Origin of the sequence: Streptomyces odontotermitis (genome assembly GCF_050510915.1) — a bacterium.
Classification (GTDB): domain Bacteria; phylum Actinomycetota; class Actinomycetes; order Streptomycetales; family Streptomycetaceae; genus Streptomyces.
Genome location: NZ_JBNJLS010000017.1, coordinates 1 through 24749, shown reverse-complemented (window position 1 = coordinate 24749; position 24749 = coordinate 1). Strand labels below are relative to the sequence as shown.

Below are 24749 nucleotides of genomic sequence, written 5' to 3'. Positions count from 1 at the left end.
GGTCTACTCCCCCGGCCACTGCGGCGTGCGCTTCTCGTTGAAGGCGGCGACGCCCTCCGCCCGGTCGCCGGAGAAGGCCACGGAACGCCACGCGGCGTCCTCGACCTCAAGGCCCGCCCGCAGGTCGAGCCCGTGCCCGAGCCGCAGCGCACGCTTGGCCGCGCGCAGCCCGACCGGGGAGTTCGCGGCCATCCGGGCGGCGAGAGCGAGCGCCTCGTCCCGGTCGTCCCCCTCCCCCACGAGCTGGTCCACGAGCCCCAACTCCCGCGCCTCGCCCGCCTCCACGCGCCGCGCCGTGAACACCAGCTCGGCGGCGCGCGCGGCCCCCACGCGCCGGGGCAGCAGCTGCGTGCCGCCGCCCCCGGGGATGACGCCGACGGAGACCTCCGGCAGCCCGACGACGGCGGTGGCGTCGGCCACGATCACGTCGCAGGCGAGCGCGAGCTCGAAGCCGCCGCCGAGCGCGAAGCCGTGCACGGCCGCGACGGTCGGCATCGGCAGTTCGAGGACACCGGTGTAGGCGGCGCGCGCGGTGGGCCGCTGACGCACCAACTCGGCGTCGGAGAAGGAGTTCCGCTCCTTCAGATCGGCCCCGACGCAGAAGGCCCGCTCGTGCGTGGAGGTGAGCACGACGACGCGCGCGTCCCGGTCGTCCGCGAGGGCGGCGCAGGCGGCGGCGAGGGAGTGGGCCATCTCGGTGGAGACGGCGTTCATGGCCTTGGGCCGGTCGAGGGCGAGCTCGGCGACGTACCCGTGCCGCCGCACCACGACGAACTCCCCGAACCGTTCCTCAGCCATAGCCCTACCTCCACGTCCGACGGTTAACGACCGTTACCGTCCGGATCATGTCAGGAGCGCACCCCGTACGAAAGGGGCAGCCGCCGCCCGAAGAGACGGCGCAGATCAGCCGCGCCGCGCGAGCAGCCAGGGCTCGATGACGCCGAGCCCGCGCACGGGCCGCTGCCACATCGGCTGCAGCGCGAACCGGTACGAGGGGGGCTCCTCGCCCTCCTTCTCGGCGGCCGCCGCAGCCTCCGCCGCGGCCGCCTCGGAGGCGGGCGCGGCCTGCGTCCTGGTCAGCTCCTCGGCGAACGCCCCGTCCACCAGGACGGCGTCCCGCGGCGCTATCGAGGTCAGCCGGCTGGCCAGGTTCACCGTCGTCCCGAAGACGTCGCCCATGCGCGTCGTGACCGTCCCGAAGGCGATGCCGACGCGCAGCTCCGGCATCGTCTCGTCGCCCGCCATCGTCTCGATGAGGCGCAGCGCGATCTCGGCGGCGACGCCCGCGTCGTCGGCGGCGAAGAGCACCTCGTCCCCGAGCGTCTTGATCAGCCGCCCCCCGTGGGCGGCGACGAGGTCGGCGGCCGTCGTCTCGAACGCCTCGACGAGCTCCCCGAGCTCCTCCTCCTCCATACGACGGGTCAGCCGCGTGAACCCGACGAGGTCGGCGAAGCCGACGGCGAGCCGCCGGTCGACCATCTCTTCGTCGTCGGCGGCCTGCACGACCCGCCCGGTGGCGGCCGCGAGCTGCCGCCGCCACACGTAGACGAGGAACTCCTCCAGCTCCGGCAGGAGCAGCTCTATCAGCGGATACGTGACCTCGGTACGGGTCATGCCCGGCTCGGGCGGCTCGGTGAGCCCCTCCAGGAAGGAGTCGATCTGCCACTCGGCGAGCCGGGCGGTGGTCTGCCCCGTGGACCGGGCCACCTGCACGGCCATGGCCTCGCTGAGCAGCCCGGCCTCGACCAGACCCGCGAGCCGCCGCAGGGCGAGCACATCGGCCTCGGTCAGGGCCTTGGCCTGGCCGATGTCGGGGAAACCCATGGCCCGCCAGAACCGCGACGCCAGCTCCATGGAGACCCCGGCGCTGCGCGCGGCCTGGAAGGGGGTGTAGCGCCGGTCGGCCCCGAGGATCAGCTGCTCGAGCCGGAGAGCGAGCGGGTCCTCGACGGCCTCATCGGGCTTCTCGGGCACCTCACCGTCGGCGGAGGGAGCGGCCCCCTCACCGGAGCCCGTGTCGTCGACGGTCACGCCAGCTGCCCTTCCGATCTGCCACGGTCACGTATCGACCGGCGCCAACTTTACGGCAGGTGTGCCCCAGCTCACTCCCAAGTCGGGCGAGCTCAGCCCACGTATTGAGCTCGGGCTCGGGGCACCGGGTGCGGACCCGGCTCAGGCCACCGGCCGCACATGGACGATGTCGCCCGCCCCCACCGGCTGCTGCACCCCGTCCTCCGTGGCCAGCACGAGGCGCCCGTCGCCGTCCACCGCGACCGCCTCGCCCACCAGCGTCCGGTCCCCGGGCAGCTCGGCGCGGACCCGGCGGCCCAGCGTCGCGCACCCGGCGGCGTAGGTCTCCTGGAGGCCCGAGGCGGCCGGGTCGCCCTTGGCGGCGCGCCAGTCCCCGTACCACTGCTCCAGGGAGCGGAGCACGGCCCGCAGCAGCGGGTCGCGGTCCGTGCCGGTCGCCCCGGCGAGCGCGAGGGAACCGGCCTGCGGCACGGGGAGTTCGTCGGCGCGCAGCGTGACGTTGATGCCGATGCCGACCACGACGCCCGCGTCCCCGGAGCGCTCCGCGAGGATGCCGCCCGCCTTGCGCTCCTCGCCGTCCACGGTCACCAGCAGGTCGTTGGGCCACTTGAGTGCGGTGTCGACGCCCGCCGCCCGGGAGAGCCCGGTGGCGACGGCCACCCCGGTGAGGAGGGGGAGCCAGCCCCAGCGCTCGACCGGCACCTCCGAGGGGTTCAGGAGCACCGAGACGAAGAGGCCGGAGCGCGCGGGCGCGGACCACTGCCGGTCGAGGCGGCCGCGCCCGGACCGCTGCTCCTCGGCCACCAGGACCGCGCCCTCGCGCGCGCTCCCGTCGGCGGCGCGGGCCACCAGGTCCGTGTTGGTCGACCCGGTCTCGGGGACCACGTCGAGCGAGGTCCACAGGCCGCCCTCGCGGATCAGGGCACGCCGCAGCGCGGTGGCGTTCAGCGGCGGCCGACCGAGGTCGGACCAGGGATTCTCCGGGGGTTCAGCATCATTTCGCGGCGTCATGCAAGCCACCCTAGGTGTGGTAAACGCCGCACTGCGCAGGCGTATCCACGCCGATACGCTACGAGTCAGTAGCAAGCCGACACTCGCCCACGCCCCGCCCCGCAGCCAGGGAGCCACGCCTCGATGTCCGAGCCGCAAGAAACCGACATCCACACCACCGCGGGAAAGCTCGCGGACCTGCAGCGCCGCATCGAGGAGGCGAAGCACGCCGGCTCCGCGCGCGCGGTCGAAAAGCAGCACGCCAAGGGCAAGTTGACGGCCCGTGAGCGCGTCGACCTGCTGCTCGACGAGGGCTCCTTCGTCGAGTTCGACGAGTTCGCGCAGCACCGCTCGACCGACTTCGGCCTGGAGCAGAACCGCCCGTACGGGGACGGGGTCGTCACCGGCTACGGCACGGTGGACGGCCGCCCGGTCGCCGTGTTCTCGCAGGACTTCACCGTCTTCGGCGGCGCCCTCGGCGAGGTCTTCGGGCAGAAGATCGTGAAGGTCATGGACTTCGCCCTGAAGACGGGCTGTCCGGTCGTCGGCATCAACGACTCGGGCGGCGCCCGCATCCAGGAGGGCGTCATGGCCCTCGGCATGTACGGCGAGATCTTCCGCCGCAACACACACGCCTCGGGCGTGATTCCGCAGATCAGCCTGGTCGTCGGCCCGTGCGCGGGCGGCGCCGTCTACTCCCCGGCGATCACGGACTTCACGGTCATGGTCGACCAGACGTCGCACATGTTCATCACCGGCCCGGACGTCATCAAGACGGTCACCGGCGAGGACGTCGGCTTCGAGGAGCTCGGCGGCGCCCGCACCCACAACTCCACGTCGGGTGTGGCGCATCACATGGCGGGTGACGAGAAGGACGCCATCGAGTACGTCAAGTCGCTGCTGTCCTACCTCCCGTCCAACAACCTCTCCGAGCCGCCCGCCTTCCCCGAGGAGGCGGACCTGGAACTGTCGGACGAGGACCGGGAGTTGGACACCCTCATCCCGGACAGCGCCAACCAGCCGTACGACATGCACTCCGTCATCGAACACGTCCTGGACGACGCGGAGTTCTTCGAGACGCAGCCGCTGTTCGCGCCGAACATCATCACCGGCTTCGGCCGGATCGAGGGCCACCCGGTGGGCATCGTCGCCAACCAGCCGATGCAGTTCGCCGGCTGCCTCGACATCGACGCCTCCGAGAAGGCCGCCCGCTTCGTGCGCACCTGCGACGCCTTCAACGTCCCGGTCATCACCTTCGTCGACGTCCCCGGCTTCCTGCCGGGCGTCGAGCAGGAGCACACCGGCATCATCCGCCGCGGCGCCAAGCTGATCTTCGCGTACGCGGAGGCGACGGTCCCGCTGATCACGGTCATCACCCGCAAGGCGTTCGGCGGCGCCTACGACGTCATGGGCTCCAAGCACCTGGGCGCCGACCTCAACCTGGCCTGGCCGACGGCGCAGATCGCCGTCATGGGCGCGCAGGGCGCCGTGAACATCCTGCACCGCCGCACGATCGCCGAGGCCGGTGCCGACGTCGAGAGCGTCCGCGCGGAGCTCATCCAGGCGTACGAGGACCGGCTCCTCAACCCGTACACGGCCGCCGAGCGCGGCTACATCGACGCCGTGGTCATGCCGTCGGAGACCCGCCGCCACCTGGTGCGGGGCCTGCGTCAGCTGCGCACGAAGCGGGAATCACTGCCCCCGAAGAAGCACGGCAACATCCCCCTCTAGAGCCCAGGAGCGGTCATGATCAAGGTCGTACGGGGCAACCCCACCCCCGAGGAGCTGGCCGCCGCCCTGGCGGTGGTCAGGGCGCGCGCCGCGGCGGCGGCGAGCGCGCCGTCCGGCGCGCCCTCCGTGCCGGACGCCTGGGCGGACCCCGCCCGCGTCGCCCGCGACCGGCTGCCCGCTCCGGGCCCGGCCGCGTGGGGCCGCACCTACTGGCCTGCGTAAGGCAGTTGGCCCGCCGCCGACCTGAGTGGAACGGGCCGGGGAACTTGAGTACGCGTACTCAGGTGCCCCGGCCCGCCGCGCTCCACCATCGTTTCCATGCTGTGGTCGGATCCGGAGAACGATCCTCCGAAGGACATGCGGGACATGCAGGCGAAGATGAGCCGCGCCGGTGTCGTGCTCGCCCTGGCGATGGTGGTGGCCATGTTCGTGCTCGGACTGCTGTGAGTCCGTGCCCGCACCGCTGCGCGGCGGACGGGGAGCGCCCCTTGGTTACCCTGACGCCATGAGTGATCCGCGCCGCCGTCTCGTCCTCGCCTCCCAGTCGCCCGCCCGCCTCGGCCTGCTGCGCCAGGCAGGTCTGGCCCCCGAGGTGATCGTCAGCGGGGTCGACGAGGACGCCGTCTCCGCCCCTACCCCGGCCGAGCTCGCCCTCGCCCTCGCCGAGGCCAAGGCGTCGGTGGTGGCGGCCCGCCCGGACGCCCGGGGCGCCCTGGTGATCGGCTGCGACTCGGTCCTCGAGCTGGACGGGCAGGCGCTCGGCAAGCCCGCCGACGCCGAGGAGGCCACCGCCCGCTGGAAGGCCATGCGCGGCCGTGCGGGCACGCTGCAGACCGGCCACTGCGTCTACGACACCGCCGCCGAACGGCACGTCGCGGCCGTCGCCTCCACCGTCGTGCACTTCGGCGAGCCGACGGACGCGGAGATCGCCGCGTACGTCGCGAGCGGCGAACCCCTGTACGTGGCGGGCGCGTTCACCCTCGACGGCCGCTCGGCGCCCTTCGTCGACCGCATCGAGGGCGACCACGGCAACGTCATCGGCCTCTCGCTGCCGCTGCTGCGCCGCCTGCTTGCCGAACTGGGCGTCGGCATCACGGAGTTGTGGGCGCAGCCCTAGGAGCCCCTCAGACCGGCTGCCCCTAGAAGCACCTCAGACCGGCTGCGGGGCGCCGTTGTCGGGTGCCCCGTTGCTCGCGCTCCCGGTGTCGCTGCCCTTCTGGTCCTCGCCGTCCTTCTTGTCGTACGCGACGAGCGTCAGCACGATCAGGCCGAGCACGACCATCATGAAGACGAACGCGAGCCAGCCCACCAGGCCGATGGAGAAGGCGCCGAGCAGTCCGTGCACCACGGCGCAGCTGATCAGGAGCAGCCGGCCGAAGCCGCCGGGCGCCCGGTCCCGCGCCGCCGCGAGCGCCAACGTCAGCCCGCAGAAGGCGAGATAGAGCCCGAAGACGATCCCCGCGATCCACGTGGAGACGGACATCGCGCGCGGGTCGAGCCCCGCGAGGGACATGTCCTGCTTGTCGACGACGAGCCCGAGGAACCAGTTCAGGAGCGCGATCCCGACCGCCTCCGCCAAGAGCACCACCGCGCCCACCCACGCCACCGGTCTGCGCGCCACGGCGCCCACCCACTCTCTTCGAGCCGCTGTTACCCGAGGTACCTTTCGAGACACCCGAACGCTACTAACGGGTAAACCCCGGGACAAGGGTCCGGCCGAAGGCAAAGAATCGTTGGGCCATTCGTAGGGACTCCACAAAGAAAGGCGCCCTGCCGCAGCACGCCCTCACAGAGACCTTGACCACACCGGGACGCTAGTCTGCCGCAAAGGGACCCTGCGTACCGTGGTGTCACAAGGGAATTCGCGGACCGGGCAGACCTCGGATCACGCTCCGTGTGGGCAAGCTCACCACCGGGGACGGGTCGTAAGGCCGTGTCGGCAGTCCCTAAACTCGGCTTGTTTCAAGGAGGGAGCCATCGTGCGCAAGGTGCTCATCGCCAACCGTGGCGAAATCGCTGTCCGCGTTGCCCGGGCATGCCGGGATGCGGGGATCGCGAGCGTTGCCGTCTACGCGGATCCTGACCGGGACGCGTTGCATGTCCGTGCGGCTGATGAGGCGTTCGCGCTGGGTGGTGACACTCCGGCCACCAGCTATCTGGACATCGCCAAGGTGCTGGCCGCGGCCGCCGACGCGGGCGCGGACGCGGTCCACCCCGGTTACGGATTCCTGTCGGAGAACGCGGAGTTCGCCCAGGCGGTCCTGGACGCGGGCCTGATCTGGATCGGCCCGCCCCCGCACGCCATCCGCGACCTGGGCGACAAGGTCGCCGCCCGCCACATCGCCCAGCGCGCCGGGGCCCCGCTGGTCGCGGGCACCCCCGACCCGGTGGCCGGCGCGGACGAGGTGGTGGCCTTCGCCGAGGAGCACGGCCTGCCCATCGCCATCAAGGCGGCCTTCGGCGGCGGCGGCCGCGGCCTGAAGGTCGCCCGCACCCTCGAAGAGGTCCCCGAGCTGTACGAGTCGGCGGTCCGCGAGGCGGTGGCGGCCTTCGGCCGGGGCGAGTGCTTCGTGGAGCGCTACCTGGACAAGCCCCGCCACGTGGAGACCCAGTGCCTGGCCGACACCCACGGCAACGTGGTCGTCGTCTCCACCCGGGACTGCTCGCTGCAGCGCCGCCACCAGAAGCTGGTGGAGGAGGCCCCGGCCCCCTTCCTGTCCGAGGCGCAGGTCGAGCAGCTGTATGCCGCCTCCAAGGCCATCCTCAAGGAGGCCGGGTATGTGGGTGCGGGCACGGTGGAGTTCCTGGTCGGCGCGGACGGCACGATCTCGTTCCTGGAGGTCAACACGCGGCTGCAGGTGGAGCACCCGGTGACCGAGGAGGTCGCCGGGATCGACCTGGTCCGGGAGATGTTCCGCATCGCCGATGGCGAGGAACTGGGCTACGGCGACCCCGAACTGCGCGGTCACTCCTTCGAGTTCCGCATCAACGGCGAGGACCCCGGCCGCAACTTCCTGCCCGCCCCGGGCACGGTGACGCGCTTCGAGGCCCCGACGGGCCCGGGCGTGCGCCTGGACGCGGGCGTGGAGTCCGGCTCGGTGATCGGCCCGGCCTGGGACTCGCTCCTTGCGAAGCTGATCGTGACCGGCCGCACCCGCAAGGAAGCCCTGGAGCGTTCGGCGCGTGCTCTGGCGGAGTTCGAGGTGGAGGGCATGGCCACGGCCATCCCGTTCCACCGCAAGGTCGTCACCGACCCGGCCTTCGCCCCCGAACTGACCGGCTCCAGCGACCCGTTCACGATCTACACCCGCTGGATCGAGACCGACTTCGTCAACGACATCCCGCCCTTCGCCGCGACGGCGGACGCGGAGGGCGAGGACGAGCCCGGCCGCGAGACGGTCGTGGTCGAGGTCGGCGGCAAGCGCCTCGAGGTCTCCCTGCCCTCGTCCCTGGGCATGTCCCTCGCCCGTACGGGCCTGGCGGCGGGCGCGAAGCCGAAGCGGCGCGCGGCGAAGAAGTCGGGCCCGGCGGCGTCGGGTGACTCGCTGGCCTCCCCGATGCAGGGCACGATCGTGAAGGTCGCGGTCGAGGAGGGCCAGGAGGTCAAGGAGGGCGACCTCATCGTGGTCCTGGAGGCCATGAAGATGGAACAGCCCCTGAACGCGCACCGCTCGGGCACCGTCAAGGGCCTGACCGCGGAAGTCGGCGCGAGCCTCACGTCGGGCGCCGTCATCTGCGAGATCAAGGACTAGCTCCTGGTGGCCCGTTGGGCCCCCGAACCCGGTCAGGCCCGCGATGGGGCCCGGCCGGGTTCTTCTTTTCCCCGATCCCGCCCCTACCCGGATCCGCCGCTGCGGGGAAAGAGGAAACCGCTCCGCCCACTCACACGTCCTCCCCCACAGAAAGCTGAACCACCAGGCAGGGGGGCCACCGTGGGCAAGGCAAGGAACATCGCAGAGGGCACCGCCGCCCTGCTGGCCGCAGGCGTCATCGCACTCAACATCCACTACGCCTCCACCACCCCCACCGGCCACCACTACGAGGCGGGCCTCACCCTCGGCCTGGCCATCGCCCTCTCCGTGGCCCTGCTCCGCCGCTTCACCCACCTCCCCCTCGGCCGCACCCGTCCCTACGCCTTCCAACTCCCGGATCCGGCACCCGACTGGCGTGCCCCGGTACCCGATCCACGGGGCGACCCCGAGTCCCTGCGCCCGTACGCGGAGACCCGCGCCGCGCTGCTCAGCAACGCCTCGGCGCTCGTGGACGCGCTGCACCACAGCTGCGCGCTCCCCGACGAAGAACGCAGGAGGCTCCAGCGGATGGCCTCGGCGGCGTCCGTCCAGGCGAGCAACGCGGTGGTGATCCAGGCCGAGGGCGGGGGCGACGCGGCGTATGTGATCGGGGAGTTGACCGCGGCCGTGGAGTTCGCGCGGATCGGCATGCGGGCGGTGGAGGCGCTCACGGCGGAGCGCCCGCTGGTCGCGGACCCGCCCTGCTACTTCAACCCGCTGCACGAGCGCGGGCACGCGCGCGTGGACTCCCCGCTCGCCGTGGACGGTGCCACGGCGCAGGTCGCGGCCTGCCGGGGCTGCGCGGCGGCGGGCCCGGCACCACTGCTGGTGCCGACGCCGGACGAATCAGGCGGTGCGGTGCGAAGCACCTCCTTGGAGGGGCGGCGGGAGACGGGCGGGTGGGTGCCGTACTACGAGAGCGAGGCCGTGGAGCCCCGCTGGCGGCTGCGCGGCTACGGCGCGGTGCTGCCGGAGGACGACGGCTCCGCGATGCTCACGGCCGCGCACGACGGCTATCGGACCGACGCCTCGAAGAACCCCACCGAACCCCGTACGAAGGTGGGTTGACGGACATGGGAGATCTGCTCAGCGGCGTGCTCTCCGGGCTCGCCATCGGTACCTGCGTCACCTACCCGCTGCTCCTCTGGCTCACCAGGAACCTCAGGGGTTTGCCGCCGAGCCGGAGGGAGCGCAGGGCCCGCGCGGAGCTGGACACCTTCTTCAAGGGACAGCTCCCGTAGGCCCGTACGGAAACGGCGCTCCCAGTCAGCGGCGGCGCAGGTCGGCGACCCGTGCCGCCCGCTCGTTCGGCGGCTGCTCCCCGAGCACGGCCGCGGAGCGCAACTGCGCGCCGGGGCCGGGTCCGTGGGTGCGGCGCTGGCCCGGCAGCGGCACGTCCCGGCGCGGCTGCCGCCCCGCCGGGACGGAATCCACGCCGGGCCCCGAACCCGAGCCGGGTCCCGCCCCCGTCGCCGTGCCCGCCACCGCGATCTGCACGCCCTGGTCCGCCAGGGCCTGCAACTCGGTGGCCGCACGGTCGTCGTGGGCCGGCGGCTCGTCCGTGACGAGGCGGGTGATCACGTCCGTCGGCACCGTCTGGAACATCGTGTCGGTGCCGAGCTTGGTGTGGTCGGCGAGGACGACCACCTCGGCGGCCGCCTGGACCAGGGCGCGGTCCACGCTCGCCGAGAGCATGTTGGACGTGGACAGGCCCCGCTCGGCGGTCAGACCGCTGCCGGAGAGGAAGGCACGGGACACCCGCAGCCCCTGCAGGGACTGTTCGGCGCCGCTGCCCACCAGGGCGTAGTTGGATCCGCGCAGCGTGCCACCGGTCATGACGACCTCGACGCGGTTGGCATGGGCCAACGCCTGTGCCACCAAGAGGGAGTTGGTGACGACGGTGAGACCGGGCACGCGCGCGAGCCGGCGTGCCAGCTCCTGCGTGGTGGTGCCCGCACCGACGACGATGGCCTCGCCCTCTTCGACGAGGCCCGCCGCCAGGTCGGCGATGGCGGTCTTCTCCGCGGACGCGAGATGTGATTTCTGCGGAAAGCCGGACTCCCGCGTGAATCCGCCCGGCAATACCGCACCGCCATGTCGGCGGTCGAGGAGTCCTTCTGCCTCCAGCGCGCGCACGTCCCGCCGTACGGTCACTTCGGAGGTCTGGACGACGCGGGCGAGCTCACGGAGCGATACCGCTCCGTTGGCCCGCACCATTTCGAGGATCAATTGGCGACGTTCTGCAGCGAACACGAAACTGACAGTAACCCCAACGACCGTCTGCTTTCAGCAGTTTGCGCCGAATTACAGAAGTTGTTCGCACAGCAGGGTGGGAAGTGGTATAGGCGCCTATCCACCCCGCCTATGCCCGGCGAATGGGCGGCAACTGCGCGTGACCTGCGGGGAGTTCTTCCCGGCCACGTATTTGATCTGCGGCGATCTCCCGTCAGCCACGGGAGACCGCCCCCCGCGCTCAGCCCTCGCCGGCCGTCTTACGGGTGTGAAGTTGACGCGCCACCTCGGCGATCGACCCCGAAAGCGACGGGTACACCGTGAACGCATTCGCGATCTGCTCGACCGTCAGATTGTTGTCGACCGCGATCGAGATGGGGTGGATCAGTTCCGAAGCGCGCGGTGCGACGACCACGCCGCCGACCACGATGCCCGTACCGGGACGGCAGAAGATCTTGACGAAGCCGTCGCGGATGCCCTGCATCTTCGCGCGCGGGTTGCGAAGGAGCGGCAGCTTGACGACGCGGGCGTCGATCTTCCCGGCGTCCACGTCGGCCTGGGAGTAGCCGACGGTGGCGATCTCCGGGTCGGTGAAGACGTTCGACGACACGGTCTTCAGGTTCAGCGGCGTCACCGCGTCGCCCAGGAAGTGGTACATCGCGATGCGCCCCTGCATGGCGGCGACGGAGGCGAGCGCGAAGATCCCGGTGACGTCACCGGCCGCGTACACGCCGGACGCGGACGTCCTGGAGACCTTGTCGGTCCAGATGTGCCCGGAGTCCTTGAGCTTGACCCCGGCCTCCTCCAGGCCCATGCCCTCGGTGTTGGGGATGGCGCCGACGGCCATCAGACAGTGCGTGCCGGAGATGACGCGCCCGTCGGCGAGCGTCACCTCGACGCGGTCGCCCACGCGCTTGGCGGAGGAGGCGCGCGTACGCCCCATGACGTTCATGCCGCGCCGCCGGAACACGTCTTCGAGGACGGCGGCGGCGTCCGGGTCCTCACCGGGCAGCACCCGGTCACGGGACGACACGAGCGTGACCTTCGAACCCAGCGCCTGGTAGGCGCCCGCGAACTCGGCGCCGGTGACACCGGACCCGACCACGATGAGCTCCTCCGGGAGCTCGTCCAGGTCGTACACCTGCGTCCAGTTGAGGATCCGCTCGCCGTCGGGCTGGGCGTCGGGCAGCTCGCGCGGGTGCCCGCCGGTCGCGATGAGGATGGCGTCGGCGGTCAGCAGCGTCTCGGTGCCGTCGGCGGCGGTGACGATGACGTCCCGGGTGCCGTCGATGCCCTGCGGGCCCCCGAGGCGGCCGCGGCCGCGCATGACCTTGGCGCCCGCGCGGGTCACGGAGGCGGTGATGTCGTGCGACTGCGCGAGCGCGAGTCGCTTCACGCGCCGGTTCACCTTGCCGAGGTCGACGCCGACGACCCGGGCGGCCTGGTCGATGTGCGGGGTGTCGTCCTCGACGATGATCCCCAGCTCTTCGTACGACGAGTCGAAGGTGGTCATCACCTCGGCCGTCGCGATCAGAGTCTTCGACGGTACGCAGTCGGTGAGCACCGACGCCCCGCCCAGACCGTCGCAGTCGACGACGGTCACCTCCGCGCCGAGCTGGGCGGCCACCAGGGCCGCCTCATATCCGCCGGGTCCGCCGCCAATGATCACGATCCGAGTCACGTACTCCATTGTCCCGCACGCTTCAAGACCGTTCCCCTCGGGGGTTCCGTTAGGGGCAACGGGCGCCCGCTCCGCCGCCCCGACCACGGGTCGGTCACCGGCGGAAGCACCACCGGTCCCTGCCGTACCCTCGACCACATGTCGCTCTACGCCGCGTACGCCGGCAATCTCGACCCGCGGCTCATGTCACGCCGCGCCCCGCACTCACCGCTGCGCGCGACCGGCTGGCTGAACGGCTGGCGGCTCACCTTCGGCGGAGAGCACATGGGCTGGGAGGGCGCGCTCGCGACGATCGTCGAGGCCCCCCGCTCCCAGGTCTTCGTCACGCTGTACGACATCGCGCCCATGGACGAGGACTCCATGGACCGCTGGGAGGGCGTCGGCCTCGACATCTACCGGCGCATGCGCGTGCGCGTGCACACCCTGGAGGGCGAGGAGCCGGCCTGGGTGTACGTCCTCAACGGCTACGAGGGCGGCCTCCCCTCGGCCCGCTACCTGGGCGAGATCGCCGACGCCGCGGAGAGCGCGGGGGCGCCGCACGACTATGTGATGGAGCTGCGGAAGCGCCCCTGCTGAACCCGCTGCCCCACCGCCCCGCCGCGGGCGGGCGGCCCGGAGAAAGCCCCGCACACCCCTACGGCAGAATCTGAGCCCATGACGACGCCCGAGCCCGCAGAGCCCGAGTACCAGGACCGCACCTACCGTTCGCCCGCCGCCATCGCCGGCGGCGTGCTGCTGCTGGCCCTGGGCGCCTGGCTCGGCATCGACGCCCTGGTGCGCGGCGCGGGCCGCACCCCCTGGCTCGCCCTCGCGGGCCTGCTGTTCGCCGTGCCGCTGGTGGTCGCCTACACGATCCGGCCCGCCGTGTACGCGAACGACGAACGGCTGCGCATCCGCAACCCGTTCCGCACCATCACGCTCCCCTGGGGCGCCGTCTCGGGCCTGCGCTCCGGGTACACGAACGAGGTCTTCAGCCAGTCCGGCACCAAGTTCCAGCTCTGGGCCATCCCCGTGTCGCTGCGCGGCCGCAAGCGCGCGGCCCGCCGCCAGGCCCGGCAGACCGCAGCGGACGACCCGCAGGCCGGGCGCCCGCACCTCACCTCGCCGAGCAATCTGCGCTCGGCGGGCGACCAGGCCATGGACGACCTCCGGGAGATCTCCGAGCGCCAGGAGAACGCCGAGTCGGCCCAGGGCGAGCCGACGGTGCGCTGGTCCTACGAGACCCTCGCGCCCTGCCTGGCCGGAGCGGTCCTGCTGGTGATCCTGCTCGCGGTGACCTGAGACCCGCGGCACCGACAGCGCCCGCTCACACGGCACCGAAAGCGCCCGCTCACGGCGGCCCCATCCAGGCGAGCAGCATGTGCCCGCCGAACGCCGCCGACACCACCGCCGCCGCGCCCAGGACGGTCAGCGTCACATGCGGCCGCGCCCGGGCGAGCGCGACCGCCAGGGGAAGCAGCAAGGGGAAGCCGGGCATCAGGAAGCGGGCCCGCGGGAAGTACACGCCCTTGCTGCCGAGGACGATCGCGAGCAGCAGCCCCGTGAAGACGAGCAGCGGCAGCGGCTGGCGGTCCCCCACCGACAGCACGAACAGCAGCGCCGCCACGAGCAGCACGGCCGTCACCATCGCCAGGAACAGCTGGGGCCGCTCGATCCGGAACAGGTCCCACATCTCGCGCAGCGTCCCGACCCCGCCGTCCCACTCGTTGTGCCACAGCTTCTGGACGGCGAAGTACCCGTCCCAGCGCCCGAGCCGGAACCCGACCCACCCCACGTACAGGAGCCAGCCGAACGGCGCGAGCAGGGCGCCCGCGAGCGCCCGCCCGTCGAAGCCGCGGCGCAGCGCGAGCAGCGCCGTCAGGGAGACCGCCGCGGCGAGCGCGACGCCCGTCGGCCGGGTGAGCCCCGCGAGCGCGGCGAGCGTCCCCGCCCACACCCAGCGCCCGCTGAGCACGGCGTACAGGGACCATGCGGTGAGGGCCGTGAACAGGGACTCGGTGTAGCCCATCCACTGCACGAGGGCGATCGGCAGCGAGCCCCACAGGACGACGAGGACGGTGCCCACGCGGCGCCCGTAGAGCCGGGAGCCGACCGCGAAGACGCCCCACGCCGCGAGGAACGAGCACACCAGTGAGATCCCGAGCCCGACGGCGCCGCGCGGCTCGGGGGCGAGCATCTCGCCCGCCCTGATCAGCGCCGGGTAGAGCGGGAAGAAGGCGAGGTTGTTCGCGTCGAACTGGGTGCCGAGGACGTGCGCGTAGCCGTGCTCGGCGACCTTCAGGTACCAGTCGCAGTCCCAGGACTCGGCGAGCAGATGCCAGACCCCGCGGTGCTTGCGGTGCGCCCACGCGGCGAAGAGCAGGACTCCGAGGACGCGCACGGCCCCGTACGCGAGGAGGGCGGGCGAGGCGTACAGCAGGGCCCGCAGCGCGCGGGCGGAGCGCTCGCCGGGGGCGGGGCCCGGGGCGGGCCGGGGGCGGCGGGACAGGGGAACCCGGGACGGCGCGAGGGTGGCGGTCGAGGGCTCGGATGTCGGTCGTCCGTCGTACGGCACTGCGGCGGCTCCCGGAACGTGAACGTGCGCTACCGGTCGTCCCTTCCTGGGGGACCGGCAGCGCACCGGACCGCTGCGTCACCTGCCGTACGGGAACCACCCGGAAGGGTGGCTCCCGCAGGAATCCACGGGTACCGGGGGGCTCAGATGCCCGCCGCCTCCGAGAGGTCCCGCTTGAGCGCGCCGAGGAGTTCGGCGCCCCGCGCGCGGGCGGCCGGGAGCTCGTCGGCCGAACCCACCGGGACGACGACCTCCAGGTAGCACTTGAGCTTGGGCTCGGTGCCGCTCGGGCGCACGATGACGCGGGCCTTGTAGGCACCGTCGAGGTGGTAGCGCAGCCCGTCGGTGGGCGGCAGCTTCTCGGTGCCCCGGGTGAGGTCCTCGGCGGAGACGACCGTCAGGCCCGCGAGCGCGGTCGGCGGCTGCTCGCGCAGGCGCCGCATCGCGTCGGCGATCAGGGAGAGGTCCTGGACGCGCACGGACAGCTGGTCGGTGGCGTGCAGGCCGTGCTCGACGGCGAGGTCGTCGAGCAGGTCGAGCAGGGTCCGGCCCTCCTCCTTCAGCTCGGACGCCAGCTCCGTGATGAGCAGCGCCGCCGTGATCCCGTCCTTGTCGCGGACGCCCTCGGGGTCGACGCAGTAGCCGAGCGCCTCCTCGTACCCGTAGCGCAGGCCGTCGACGCGGGCGATCCACTTGAAGCCGGTCAGGGTCTCCTCGTACGGGAGTCCGGCCTTCTCCGCGATCCGGCCGAGCAGGGAGGACGAGACGATGGACTCGGCGAACGTACCCTGGGCGCCGCGCCGTACGAGGTGGGCAGCGAGCAGCGCGCCGACCTCGTCGCCGCGCAGCATCCGCCACTGCTCGCCGTCCTTGACGGCGGCCGCGCACCGGTCCGCGTCCGGGTCGTTGGCGACGATCAGGTCCGGCCGCACCTCGCCCGCCTTCGCGAAGGCGAGGTCCATCGCGCCCGGCTCCTCCGGGTTGGGGAACGCGACGGTCGGGAAGTCCGGGTCGGGCTCGGCCTGTTCGGCGACGAGCACCGGCTCCGGGAACCCGGCGCGCGCGAAGGCCGCGAGCACCGTGTCCTTGCCGACTCCGTGCATGGCCGTGTAGACGGTGCGGGCGGTGCGCGGCGACCCGGCGGCGAGCACGGCGTCGGTGCGCGCGAGATAGGCGTCGAGGACCTCGTCCCCGAGCGTCTCCCACCCGGACTCGGGCCGCGGCACGTCGTCCAGACTCCGGATGGCGTCGATCTCGGCGGCGATGCCGGTGTCGGCGGGCGGCACGATCTGCGAGCCGTCACCGAGGTAGACCTTGTAGCCGTTGTCACGCGGCGGGTTGTGGCTGGCGGTGACCTCCACGCCCGCGACGGCGCCCAAGTGCCGTATGGCGAAGGCGAGTACGGGCGTCGGCAGCGGGCGCGGCAGGACGGCGGCGCGCAGCCCGGCGCCGGTCATCACGGCGGCGGTGTCGCGCGCGAAGTCGGCCGACTTGTAGCGGGCGTCGTAGCCGATGACGACGAGCCCGTCGGTGTGGCCGGTGGACTTGAGGTACGCCGCGAGCCCGGCCGCGGCCCTGATGACGACCGACCGGTTCATGCGCATCGGCCCGGCGCCGAGCTCGCCGCGCAGCCCCGCGGTGCCGAACTGGAGGGTGCCGGCGAAGCGCTCGGCCAGCTCCTCGGTGTCCTGGGCGTCGATGAGCTTGCCGAGTTCCTCACGGGTCTCGGCGTCCGGGTCCTCGGCCTGCCAGGCCCGGGCCCGCGCGATGAGTTCTGCGTCGTCCTGCACGTCTCTTCAGCCTCTCGTGTACGTACGTACGTTCCCGTGGGCGTGCCGTGTGGGCAACAGCTAACAGCTACCCACACGGCACGGATCCCGGCGGCGCCCTTGGGCACCCACTGGCTAGATACGGCCGAGCACCTGGCCGAGGAGCTCGCCCATGCGCGTGGCGGAGTCCCGCCCGGCCTGGAGGACTTCCTCGTGGTTGAGGGGCTCGCCCGTCATGCCCGCGGCGAGGTTGGTGACGAGGGAGATGCCGAGCACCTCGGCGCCCGCCTCACGGGCGGCGATGGCCTCGAGCACGGTCGACATGCCCACGAGGTCGGCGCCGATGGTGCGGGCCATGCGGATCTCGGCCGGGGTCTCGTAGTGCGGGCCGGGGAACTGGGCGTACACGCCCTCTTCGAGGGAGGGGTCGATCTCCTTGCAGAGCGCGCGCAGCCGCGGCGAGTACAGGTCGGTCAGATCGACGAAGTTCGCGCCGACGATGGGCGAGGTGGCGGTGAGGTTGAGGTGATCGCTGATGAGCACGGGCTGCCCCGGACGCATGCCTTCACGAAGCCCTCCGCACCCGTTGGTGAGCACGATGGTCTTGCAGCCCGCGGCCACGGCGGTGCGCACGCCGTGGGCGACGGCGGCGACGCCCCGGCCCTCGTAGTAGTGGGTGCGCCCCAGGAAGACGAGGGCGCGCTTGTCCCCCACCTTGAACGAGCGGATGCGGCCGCCGTGGCCCGCGACGGCGGGGGGCGGGAAGCCGGGCAGCTCGGTGACGGGGAACTCGGCCTCGGGGGTGCCGAGCGCGTCCACGGCGGGCGCCCAGCCGGAGCCCATCACAAGGGCGACGTCATGGGACTCGGCCCCCGTCAGCTCACGAAGGCGCGCTGCGGCGGCGTCGGCGGCGGCGTAGGGGTCGGCGTCGCCCTGGATGTCGTCCGGAATCACTGAAGCGTTCACGTGGAGGAGAGTAGCCGGTCTTCCCCTACGCGCGTAGATGACGATGCTGACGGGATCGGGATCGTTGCGTTGTCGTTTCCCACGAGGCTGTGGCGGACGGGCTCCCCACCCCTCCCCAACCCCTCCCCACACGAAGGCGGCCCCCTCCAGCCTCGGGGAGGGGTGCCCTCCAGCCCGTCCGGCGTTTGAGGACGAGGCGCGTTCAGCGCCGATACGGGGGTCTAGGGGCGAAGCCCCAGGAAGGCCCACCCAGGGGCGACGGAGTCGCCGTATTCGGGAAGGGGCGGGGTTGGGGAAAAGGCCCCCGGCAGGGGCCACCCGCCGCCCCCGCACCAAGGGACCGCACACCCGCCCACCCCAAGGGCCCCCTGCCCAAGAGGGGACCGACCCCTGTACAGCCGCTACGCGCGTAGATATGCTCAGCTCGTGACCATGCCCACTGCACCCGCCCAAGGCCAAGGCCCCCTCGCAGAAGCGACCACGTCAGACCACACCCTCCGCCGTTTCCTGCACGGCCTCCCCGGCGTGGACCCGGTCGGCCTGGAGACTCGCGCGGCGGCCCTCGGCACCCGCTCGATCAAGACCACGGCGAAGGCGTACGCCATCGACCTGGCCATCTCGATGATCGACCTGACGACCCTGGAAGGCGCGGACACCCCGGGCAAGGTCCGGTCCCTGAGCACCAAGGCGCTCAACCCGGACCCGACCGACCGCTCCGCCCCGCGCACCGCGGCCGTCTGCGTCTACCCGGACATGGTGGCCACCGCCAAGGCCGCCCTCGCCGGCAGCGACGTCAAGGTCGCCTCCGTGGCCACCGCCTTCCCCGCCGGCCGCGCCGCCCTCGACGTGAAGCTCGGTGACGTGCGCGAGGCCGTCGCCGCGGGCGCCGACGAGATCGACATGGTCATCGACCGCGGCGCCTTCCTCGCGGGCGACTACATGAAGGTCTACGAGGAGATCCGCGCGGTCAAGGAAGCCTCGGGCCGGGCCCGTCTCAAGGTCATCTTCGAGACCGGGGAGCTGTCGACGTACGACAACATCCGGCGCGCCAGCTGGATCGGCATGCTCGCGGGCGCCGACTTCATCAAGACCTCGACGGGCAAGGTCGGCGTCAACGCCACTCCCGCCAACACGCTCCTCATGCTCGAAGCCGTGCGTGACTTCCGCGCCCAGACCGGCGTCCAGGTCGGCGTGAAGCCCGCCGGCGGCATCCGGACCACCAAGGACGCCATCAAGTTCCTCGTGCTGGTGAACGAGACGGTGGGCGCCGACTGGCTGGACAACCACTGGTTCCGCTTCGGTGCGTCGAGCCTTCTCAACGACCTGCTGATGCAGCGGCAGAAGCTGGCCACCGGACGCTACTCCGGTCCCGACTACGTGACGGTGGACTGAGACCCCATGGACATGGAAATGCCGACTTCTCCCTTCGCCTACGCACCGGCGCCCGAGTCCCGCTCCGTCGTGGACATCGCGCCCAGCTACGGCCTGTTCATCGACGGCGAGTTCACCGAAGCCGCCGACGGCAAGGTCTTCAAGACGGTCTCGCCGTCCACGGAAGAGGTCCTCTCCGAGGTCGCACAAGCCTCCTCCGAAGACGTCGACCGGGCCGTGAAGGCCGCCCGCAAGGCGTTCAGCGGCTGGTCCGCGCTGCCCGGCGCCGAGCGTGCCAAGTACCTGTTCCGGATCGCCCGCATCATCCAGGAGCGCAGCCGCGAGCTCGCCGTCCTGGAGACGCTCGACAACGGAAAGCCCATCAAGGAGACGAGGGACGCCGATCTGCCCCTCGTCGCCGCGCACTTCTTCTACTACGCGGGCTGGGCCGACAAGCTGGACCACGCGGGCTTCGGGCCGAACCCGAAGGCCCTCGGCGTCGCGGGCCAGGTCATCCCCTGGAACTTCCCGCTGCTCATGCTGGCGTGGAAGATCGCCCCGGCTCTCGCCACCGGCAACACCGTCGTCCTGAAGCCCGCCGAGACCACGCCGCTGTCGGCGCTGTTCTTCGCCGACATCTGCCGCCAGGCCGGTCTCCCCAAGGGCGTCGTCAACATCCTTCCCGGATACGGGGACGCGGGCGCGGCCCTGACCGCCCACCCGGACGTGAACAAGGTCGCCTTCACCGGCTCCACCGCCGTCGGCAAGCAGATCGCCCGCACCGTCGCCGGTACGGACAAGAAGCTCACGCTCGAACTCGGCGGCAAGGGCGCCAACATCGTCTTCGACGACGCCCCCGTCGACCAGGCGGTGGAAGGGATCGTCACCGGGATCTTCTTCAACCAGGGCCAGGTCTGCTGCGCCGGCTCCCGCCTCCTCGTACAGGAGTCGGTGCAGGACGAGGTGCTCGAGCGGCTCAAGGCGCGGCTCTCGACCCTGCGCCTCGGCGACCCGCTCGACAAGAACACCGACATCGGCGCCATCAACTCCGCCGAGCAGCTCGCCCGCATCACCGCGCTCGCGGAGACCGGCGAGGCCGAGGGTGCCGAGCGCTGGTCCGCGCCCTGTGAACTGCCCGGCTCCGGCTACTGGTTCGCGCCGACGCTCTTCACGAACGTCACGCAGGCCCACACCGTCGCCCGCGACGAGATCTTCGGCCCGGTCCTCTCGGTGCTCACGTTCCGTACGCCGGACGAGGCCGTCGCCAAGGCCAACAACACCCAGTACGGCCTGTCGGCGGGCATCTGGACCGAGAAGGGGGCGAGGATTCTCGCCGTGGCGAACAAGCTGCGCGCGGGCGTCGTCTGGGCCAACACGTTCAACAAGTTCGACCCGACCTCGCCCTTCGGCGGCTACAAGGAGTCGGGCTTCGGCCGCGAGGGCGGCCGCCACGGTCTGGAGGCTTACCTCGATGTCTGAGAAGTCCGAGAAGAAGGCCGAGCAGGCGCGGCTGTCCGTCTTCAAGACCTACAAGCTGTACGTGGGCGGGAAGTTCCCGCGTTCCGAGAGCGGCCGGGTGTACGAGGTGACCGACTCAAAGGGCAACTGGCTGGCGAACGCGCCGCTTTCGTCCCGCAAGGACGCCCGGGATGCCGTGGTCGCCGCGCGCAAGGCGTTCGGCGGCTGGTCGGGCGCGACCGCGTACAACCGCGGTCAGATCCTCTACCGCATCGCCGAGATGCTGGAGGGCCGCAAGGACCAGTTCGTCCGTGAAGTCGCCGACGCCGAGGGGCTGTCGAAGACCAAGGCCGCCGCCGTCGTGGACGCCGCGATCGACCGGTGGGTCTGGTACGCGGGCTGGACCGACAAGATCGCCCAGGTCGTGGGCGGGGCGAACCCGGTCGCGGGCCCGTTCTTCAACCTCTCGACCCCGGAGCCGACGGGTGTGGTGGCCGTGGTCGCCCCCCAGGAGTCGTCCTTCCTGGGCCTGGTCTCCGTCGTCGCCCCCGTGATCGCGACCGGCAACACCGCGGTCGTCGTCGCGAGCGAGAAGTCCCCGCTGCCCGCCCTCTCCCTGGGCGAGGTCCTGGCCACCTCGGACCTGCCGGGCGGCGTCGTGAACGTCCTGTCGGGCAGGGCCGCGGAGATCGCCCCGTCGCTCGCCGCGCACCAGGACGTGAACGGGATCGACCTCGCGGGCGCCGACGACGTCCTCGCCAAGGAGCTGGAGATCGCGGCCGCCGACAACCTGAAGCGGGTCCGCCGTCCACAGCCTGTGGACGACTGGTCGGCCGCCCCCGGCACGGACCGTCTGACGTCCTTCCTGGAGACCAAGACGGTCTGGCACCCCACGGGCTCCCTCGGCGCCTCCGGCTCCGCCTACTGAGCCGACGCGTGCTCAGGCCCCCTGAGCACGCCAGAAGCCCCGGCCTCCGCCGTCCAGGAGTCCGGGGCTTCGTCGCGCACGCAGTCGCGCACGCAGTCAGGCACGCAGTCAGGCGCGCAGTCGGGCGCGGGCGCTAGCCGGGCAGCAGCCCGGTCGCCCGACCCACCACCGGCACGTCGTCCAGGGAGCCGCCCTGCGTGAGCGGTCCGGTCAGGGCCGCCGAGCTCACCGGCTTGAAGTCCGCGACCTGGGTGCCCAGCGAGTTGTCCAGCGGGTCGACGCCCGTACCGGCGAGCGGGTCGAGCCGCAGGTGCTTGGCGGGAGCGAGGCCGCCCGCCGTCGAGCGGTGCACCGCCTCCGTCACGGCCTGCCCCGGCGTCGCCGCGTCGAAGTGGCCGACCGGCGTGGCCAGGCCCACGGCCTGCGACATCGACACCGGCGCCGCGCTCGCCGTCGCGGCGCCGCCGACACCGAGCGCCGCACCCGCGACACCGAAGGTCAGCCCCGCACGCAGGAGGGCGCGGGAGGGGGGTTGGGGACTTGCGTGTCGTCCTGCCATGGCTGCTGTTCCACCTGTCCTCGACGATGCGCACAGAACAGTAATCGAGCGCGCACGTAGAGTAGTTGAGGCGTGACGCAGAGACAAAGAGGCACCTTCGCCGCGCATGTGGGGTGGGCCGCGGCTTCTCGTGACTGTCGATGCTGTTGCGCAGGGCACCTTGGAGGCAGGGGGGCCTGGCGGGCTCATCCGTATGCGTGCGCCACGTGGTGCAGCCGGTCAGCGCGCGGACTCGTATGCACTGCTGCACTGTGAACGGGGCTCCACACGAGCCCAGGTGGATGACACGGAAGACGTGTCGACCGACATCCAGTCAGGCAGGATGTGACCATGCAGGCGGCTCTGGCCGACAGCGGGCCTCCTCTTCTGCGCGTCCTCTCTGGGACTGGAGACCCGCTGTCTTGAACACCGATCTTTGACGCTAAGCACCGGCATGGACTGCCCCTGACCTCTGGCGTCCGGAAAGCCGCGTCGGCCCGGACTCACTTGCCCGCGCTCCCACCCCGACGGACGACACCGGGCCCTTGGCCCCGCCGAACACGATGACGGACATCGGCTGCCCTCTCGCGGGTGACGGCGCACTGGCGGGTGTGCGGGCCCGTCCACAAGCCAACCCAGGCACGCGAGCTACACCCGAAGTGCGGTGGGCGCCGTTTCGCCCAGAGTCGGCGACCAACCACTCTCGACGGCGCCGACGAGGCCCGGGTAGCCCTTTCCAGTGCTCGCCAGGTCGCACGACACATTGCACTTAGTTACTTTCACGATACCTACAGCAACATCGCGGTGCTCGGGAAGTCCTTTACCAGCTCCCGGCCTCGCCGATATCCGTGTGACGTCCAGAAAGGATCCCCTATGCAAGGCTTCACCCGCCCCTTGGTCGTGCTGATCGCCGCCGCTGCCTTCACATCCGGTACCACGACAGCCATGGCCTCCGCCGCCACCGCCCAGCCTGCTGCAGCAGAACGAACGAACCACACAGCGGACCGCCAAAGTTGCCAGAAGGCCCTGGAGGAGTTCGGCGATTCCCTTCGGGAATTCTCCGCAGACGTGAGCCAAGAGACCCGGGCGGCTGTCCGCAAGGACATCGCCGATGCCATCGCTAAACTCCGTTCGGGCCAGCACCTCGACCGAAAGAGCCAAGAGAAGCTGGTGAACCATCTGTCCCAGGCCCGCAAGCAGCTCGGTGCAAGGCAGTTCGCCCGGCTGGCCGCCGCCTCAAGGCCAGTGGTGGCCGAATGCGCCTCTCTCCTCTCCCATGACGGGTCCTGACACGCCGGCCAGCCAGAGAAGACGATCAGCGAAAACAGGCGGAGCAACTGCCGGAACTGGCTGTGCTGTTCACGTCCTGCCTGATCCCCGGCCTCGTCAGAGCGCCGCTACCGACTCGGTGCTCCGCTTGCGTTGTGCGTGTACGCAGGGGTCGGCATCGCCCGTTTCACGAACGGCCTGGACGCCAGCTCATCAACCCACCGACAAACCCCGGTGAGGGAGCAGTGGCTCTGCGGGCCGTCACAGTGGACGGCAAAACCCTGCCTTCCAGCCCTCTGAGAAATGGGATCTCGCATGAAGTGCTACGACTGCGCGCAGATCGGACAGTTGGTGGATGCCGTCGCCGTGTGCCGCCGCTGCGGCGGCGGCATCTGCGTCGCACACGCCTCTGTCACCGACGAGGAGGTGCGCCACCTGACTGGCATGGGGCTAAGCCACGGGCCGCGCTCCGCACGCCGCATGACATGCACGGTCTGCCACGAGGCCGAGTCACTCGTGCCCGCCACACCCGCACCGCACGGAACCTGCGCCGATGTCGGTGTGAGGTCTCAAGGCGTCCTTGACGGTTCGTCGTCAGGAGATTCTTGACGGTTCTTCTGGGTTCCCATGCCTTTGATGTAGAGCCTGGTGATCGGTCCGAGCTTCTTGCGGGGGCGGACAGCGAGTTCGTCCTCGCCGTGCAGGATCCGGCAGTGAGTGTCCTCGATGACGACAGTGACGATCTTTCCGGCATGGCGTGGGCCGAGCTTGATGAACTGGCCGTGACGAGTTCGCAGGCGGCGAGGATGGCCGTGCCGCCTCGGGCCCTGGGCAGGGCGGCGGGCACGGGCTCGGGACCGGCCGGACAAGCGCCGTAGCGCATGGTCAGGTAGGCGCTGTCCTCCGGTCTCAGCCGGGACGGGACCGTAGTGACGCGGTGCCCGTCGAGGAGGAAGTGGACGCTGCGGTGGTTCGCCCAGACCGTCAGCGTCCGGCCGGCTAGCGCCTGGTGGATGCCGACGCGCTGCCTGCCCGTCACCAGGGTGATCTCACCGCTGGGAGGCACCCGCACCTCGAACTCGATCGCGGTGCGCTGCGGCGGCAGAACAGGCGGCTCGACGTCCTCGATGGACAACTCCGGCTCGGCGACTGCCCGTTCAGGATGTCCGTCGTCCTTTCGGGCAGCGGCGTGAGGCCGAAAGAGGCTGATGGGGGTGGCCATGTCCCATGCCTGGTGCGGGCGCTGCTGGCTGTAGGCGTGCACCCAGCCGTCGATCGCTTCCTGGGAACTGGTGCGCGCCTGCCGGGCAGCCGTACCCTCGCCGTCGCCAGCAACGGCCCCCGGGAACTGCTGGACACGGCACTGTGGTCGGCCGGTTCGACCACGACTCGCTGGGCACCAGCTTGGCCGGACCCGAATTGCTGGACTGGGCCCGGCAA

25 protein-coding genes are annotated in these 24749 nt (G+C 71.5%); 15 read left to right on the top strand and 10 right to left on the bottom strand.

What is annotated here, in order from left to right; translation table 11 throughout:
• Nucleotides 1-3: 3 nt before the first annotated feature.
• The 3 genes from ACQB60_RS33480 to ACQB60_RS33470 form a co-directional block, all read right to left on the bottom strand.
• A complete protein-coding gene (locus ACQB60_RS33480) occupies nt 4-798 on the bottom strand; it encodes an enoyl-CoA hydratase/isomerase family protein (RefSeq protein WP_496929869.1) in 795 nt (264 codons plus the stop codon).
• Between the two features lie 105 nt (nt 799-903).
• Entirely contained in the window at nt 904-2031 is a 1128-nt protein-coding gene (locus ACQB60_RS33475; protein ID WP_496929868.1) for an adenylate/guanylate cyclase domain-containing protein, read from the bottom strand.
• A gap of 141 nt (nt 2032-2172) precedes the next feature.
• Nucleotides 2173-3042, bottom strand: a complete 870-nt coding sequence (locus tag ACQB60_RS33470) for a biotin--[acetyl-CoA-carboxylase] ligase (RefSeq protein WP_496929867.1) — start codon at nt 3040-3042, stop codon at nt 2173-2175.
• A gap of 123 nt (nt 3043-3165) precedes the next feature.
• Between ACQB60_RS33470 and ACQB60_RS33465 the strand changes: the two genes are divergently transcribed.
• From ACQB60_RS33465 to ACQB60_RS33450, 4 genes are all read left to right on the top strand, one after another.
• On the top strand, nt 3166-4752 hold the full coding sequence (locus tag ACQB60_RS33465; RefSeq protein WP_384851285.1) for an acyl-CoA carboxylase subunit beta: 1587 nt from the start codon (nt 3166-3168) through the stop codon (nt 4750-4752).
• Nucleotides 4753-4767: 15 nt separating this feature from the next.
• Nucleotides 4768-4974: an acyl-CoA carboxylase epsilon subunit gene (locus ACQB60_RS33460; RefSeq protein ID WP_496929866.1), complete on the top strand. Its 207-nt coding sequence runs from the start codon at nt 4768-4770 to the stop codon at nt 4972-4974.
• Between the two features lie 96 nt (nt 4975-5070).
• A complete protein-coding gene (gene mmpB, locus ACQB60_RS33455) occupies nt 5071-5199 on the top strand; it encodes a morphogenic membrane protein MmpB (RefSeq protein WP_384851281.1) in 129 nt (42 codons plus the stop codon).
• 58 nt (nt 5200-5257) lie between these two features.
• Nucleotides 5258-5869 carry a nucleoside triphosphate pyrophosphatase gene (locus tag ACQB60_RS33450; RefSeq protein ID WP_496929865.1) on the top strand — a complete coding sequence of 204 codons (612 nt, stop codon included), beginning with the start codon at nt 5258-5260 and terminating at the stop codon, nt 5867-5869.
• A 33-nt stretch (nt 5870-5902) separates the two neighbouring features.
• On the opposite strand, the gene ACQB60_RS33445 is transcribed toward ACQB60_RS33450, so the two are convergent.
• Complete coding sequence (locus ACQB60_RS33445) at nt 5903-6382, bottom strand: hypothetical protein (RefSeq protein WP_496929864.1); 480 nt, start codon at nt 6380-6382, stop codon at nt 5903-5905.
• A gap of 349 nt (nt 6383-6731) precedes the next feature.
• Between ACQB60_RS33445 and ACQB60_RS33440 the strand changes: the two genes are divergently transcribed.
• The 3 genes from ACQB60_RS33440 (at nt 6732) to ACQB60_RS33430 (ending at nt 9784) form a co-directional block, all read left to right on the top strand.
• Nucleotides 6732-8504 carry an acetyl/propionyl/methylcrotonyl-CoA carboxylase subunit alpha gene (locus ACQB60_RS33440; protein WP_496929863.1) on the top strand — a complete coding sequence of 591 codons (1773 nt, stop codon included), beginning with the start codon at nt 6732-6734 and terminating at the stop codon, nt 8502-8504.
• 180 nt (nt 8505-8684) lie between these two features.
• A complete protein-coding gene (locus tag ACQB60_RS33435; RefSeq protein WP_496929862.1) occupies nt 8685-9611 on the top strand; it encodes a hypothetical protein in 927 nt (308 codons plus the stop codon).
• A gap of 5 nt (nt 9612-9616) precedes the next feature.
• Complete coding sequence (locus ACQB60_RS33430; protein WP_496929861.1) at nt 9617-9784, top strand: hypothetical protein; 168 nt, start codon at nt 9617-9619, stop codon at nt 9782-9784.
• A 25-nt stretch (nt 9785-9809) separates the two neighbouring features.
• Here ACQB60_RS33430 and ACQB60_RS33425 read toward each other — a convergent pair whose 3' ends face one another.
• Nucleotides 9810-10796 (bottom strand): DeoR/GlpR family DNA-binding transcription regulator, encoded by a 987-nt coding sequence (locus ACQB60_RS33425; RefSeq protein WP_496929860.1) that lies wholly within the window; start codon nt 10794-10796, stop codon nt 9810-9812.
• A 220-nt stretch (nt 10797-11016) separates the two neighbouring features.
• A complete protein-coding gene (locus ACQB60_RS33420; protein WP_496929859.1) occupies nt 11017-12465 on the bottom strand; it encodes an NAD(P)H-quinone dehydrogenase in 1449 nt (482 codons plus the stop codon).
• Nucleotides 12466-12594: 129 nt separating this feature from the next.
• Between ACQB60_RS33420 and ACQB60_RS33415 the strand changes: the two genes are divergently transcribed.
• On the top strand, nt 12595-13032 hold the full coding sequence (locus ACQB60_RS33415; protein WP_496929858.1) for a gamma-glutamylcyclotransferase family protein: 438 nt from the start codon (nt 12595-12597) through the stop codon (nt 13030-13032).
• A 78-nt stretch (nt 13033-13110) separates the two neighbouring features.
• Nucleotides 13111-13737 (top strand): PH domain-containing protein, encoded by a 627-nt coding sequence (locus ACQB60_RS33410; protein WP_496929857.1) that lies wholly within the window; start codon nt 13111-13113, stop codon nt 13735-13737.
• A gap of 49 nt (nt 13738-13786) precedes the next feature.
• On the opposite strand, the gene ACQB60_RS33405 is transcribed toward ACQB60_RS33410, so the two are convergent.
• The 3 genes from ACQB60_RS33405 to ACQB60_RS33395 all read right to left on the bottom strand — a co-directional run bounded on the left by ACQB60_RS33405 (nt 13787) and on the right by ACQB60_RS33395 (nt 17745).
• Entirely contained in the window at nt 13787-15010 is a 1224-nt protein-coding gene (locus ACQB60_RS33405; RefSeq protein ID WP_496929856.1) for a putative hexosyltransferase, read from the bottom strand.
• Nucleotides 15011-15153: 143 nt separating this feature from the next.
• Nucleotides 15154-16800 carry a phospho-sugar mutase gene (locus ACQB60_RS33400; RefSeq protein ID WP_496929855.1) on the bottom strand — a complete coding sequence of 549 codons (1647 nt, stop codon included), beginning with the start codon at nt 16798-16800 and terminating at the stop codon, nt 15154-15156.
• A gap of 114 nt (nt 16801-16914) precedes the next feature.
• Complete coding sequence (locus tag ACQB60_RS33395) at nt 16915-17745, bottom strand: purine-nucleoside phosphorylase (protein ID WP_384851312.1); 831 nt, start codon at nt 17743-17745, stop codon at nt 16915-16917.
• A gap of 432 nt (nt 17746-18177) precedes the next feature.
• On the opposite strand from ACQB60_RS33395, the gene deoC reads away from it, so the two are divergent.
• Genes deoC through ACQB60_RS33380 form a run of 3 tightly spaced genes read left to right on the top strand, consistent with a single transcriptional unit; the run spans nt 18178 to nt 21502 of the window.
• Nucleotides 18178-19137 (top strand): deoxyribose-phosphate aldolase, encoded by a 960-nt coding sequence (deoC, locus tag ACQB60_RS33390; RefSeq protein WP_496930028.1) that lies wholly within the window; start codon nt 18178-18180, stop codon nt 19135-19137.
• A gap of 12 nt (nt 19138-19149) precedes the next feature.
• A complete protein-coding gene (locus ACQB60_RS33385) occupies nt 19150-20595 on the top strand; it encodes an aldehyde dehydrogenase family protein (RefSeq protein WP_496930027.1) in 1446 nt (481 codons plus the stop codon).
• Nucleotides 20588-21502, top strand: coding sequence for an aldehyde dehydrogenase family protein (locus ACQB60_RS33380; protein WP_496929854.1), 915 nt, complete (start codon nt 20588-20590; stop codon nt 21500-21502). Before ACQB60_RS33385 ends, ACQB60_RS33380 begins: the two co-directional genes overlap by 8 nt.
• 133 nt (nt 21503-21635) lie before the next feature.
• Here the strand turns inward: ACQB60_RS33380 and ACQB60_RS33375 are convergent, their stop codons facing one another.
• Nucleotides 21636-22061 carry a hypothetical protein gene (locus ACQB60_RS33375; protein WP_496929853.1) on the bottom strand — a complete coding sequence of 142 codons (426 nt, stop codon included), beginning with the start codon at nt 22059-22061 and terminating at the stop codon, nt 21636-21638.
• An 852-nt stretch (nt 22062-22913) separates the two neighbouring features.
• Between ACQB60_RS33375 and ACQB60_RS33370 the strand changes: the two genes are divergently transcribed.
• The 3 genes from ACQB60_RS33370 to ACQB60_RS33360 all read left to right on the top strand — a co-directional run bounded on the left by ACQB60_RS33370 (nt 22914) and on the right by ACQB60_RS33360 (nt 24187).
• Nucleotides 22914-23330, top strand: coding sequence for a hypothetical protein (locus ACQB60_RS33370; RefSeq protein WP_496929852.1), 417 nt, complete (start codon nt 22914-22916; stop codon nt 23328-23330).
• A 282-nt stretch (nt 23331-23612) separates the two neighbouring features.
• Nucleotides 23613-23918: a DUF2180 family protein gene (locus ACQB60_RS33365; RefSeq protein ID WP_496929851.1), complete on the top strand. Its 306-nt coding sequence runs from the start codon at nt 23613-23615 to the stop codon at nt 23916-23918.
• Complete coding sequence (locus tag ACQB60_RS33360; protein ID WP_496929850.1) at nt 23915-24187, top strand: hypothetical protein; 273 nt, start codon at nt 23915-23917, stop codon at nt 24185-24187. Before ACQB60_RS33365 ends, ACQB60_RS33360 begins: the two co-directional genes overlap by 4 nt.
• Nucleotides 24188-24749: the final 562 nt, after the last annotated feature.

Bases quoted from the DNA above. Each gene is read 5' to 3' on its own strand.
- ACQB60_RS33370 (WP_496929852.1), top strand. From the start codon at position 22,914: ATGCAAGGCTTCACCCGCCCCTTGGTCGTGCTGATCGCCGCCGCTGCC.
- ACQB60_RS33385 (WP_496930027.1), top strand. From the start codon at position 19,150: ATGGAAATGCCGACTTCTCCCTTCGCCTACGCACCGGCGCCCGAGTCC.
- ACQB60_RS33450 (WP_496929865.1), top strand. From the start codon at position 5,258: ATGAGTGATCCGCGCCGCCGTCTCGTCCTCGCCTCCCAGTCGCCCGCC.
- ACQB60_RS33420 (WP_496929859.1), bottom strand. From the start codon at position 12,465: ATGGAGTACGTGACTCGGATCGTGATCATTGGCGGCGGACCCGGCGGA.
- ACQB60_RS33375 (WP_496929853.1), bottom strand. From the start codon at position 22,061: ATGGCAGGACGACACGCAAGTCCCCAACCCCCCTCCCGCGCCCTCCTG.
- ACQB60_RS33460 (WP_496929866.1), top strand. From the start codon at position 4,768: ATGATCAAGGTCGTACGGGGCAACCCCACCCCCGAGGAGCTGGCCGCC.
- mmpB (WP_384851281.1), top strand. From the start codon at position 5,071: ATGCTGTGGTCGGATCCGGAGAACGATCCTCCGAAGGACATGCGGGAC.
- ACQB60_RS33365 (WP_496929851.1), top strand. From the start codon at position 23,613: ATGGGATCTCGCATGAAGTGCTACGACTGCGCGCAGATCGGACAGTTG.
- ACQB60_RS33480 (WP_496929869.1), bottom strand. From the start codon at position 798: ATGGCTGAGGAACGGTTCGGGGAGTTCGTCGTGGTGCGGCGGCACGGG.
- ACQB60_RS33430 (WP_496929861.1), top strand. From the start codon at position 9,617: ATGGGAGATCTGCTCAGCGGCGTGCTCTCCGGGCTCGCCATCGGTACC.
- ACQB60_RS33410 (WP_496929857.1), top strand. From the start codon at position 13,111: ATGACGACGCCCGAGCCCGCAGAGCCCGAGTACCAGGACCGCACCTAC.
- ACQB60_RS33470 (WP_496929867.1), bottom strand. From the start codon at position 3,042: ATGACGCCGCGAAATGATGCTGAACCCCCGGAGAATCCCTGGTCCGAC.
- ACQB60_RS33380 (WP_496929854.1), top strand. From the start codon at position 20,588: ATGTCTGAGAAGTCCGAGAAGAAGGCCGAGCAGGCGCGGCTGTCCGTC.
- deoC (WP_496930028.1), top strand. From the start codon at position 18,178: ATGCCCACTGCACCCGCCCAAGGCCAAGGCCCCCTCGCAGAAGCGACC.
- ACQB60_RS33465 (WP_384851285.1), top strand. From the start codon at position 3,166: ATGTCCGAGCCGCAAGAAACCGACATCCACACCACCGCGGGAAAGCTC.
- ACQB60_RS33415 (WP_496929858.1), top strand. From the start codon at position 12,595: ATGTCGCTCTACGCCGCGTACGCCGGCAATCTCGACCCGCGGCTCATG.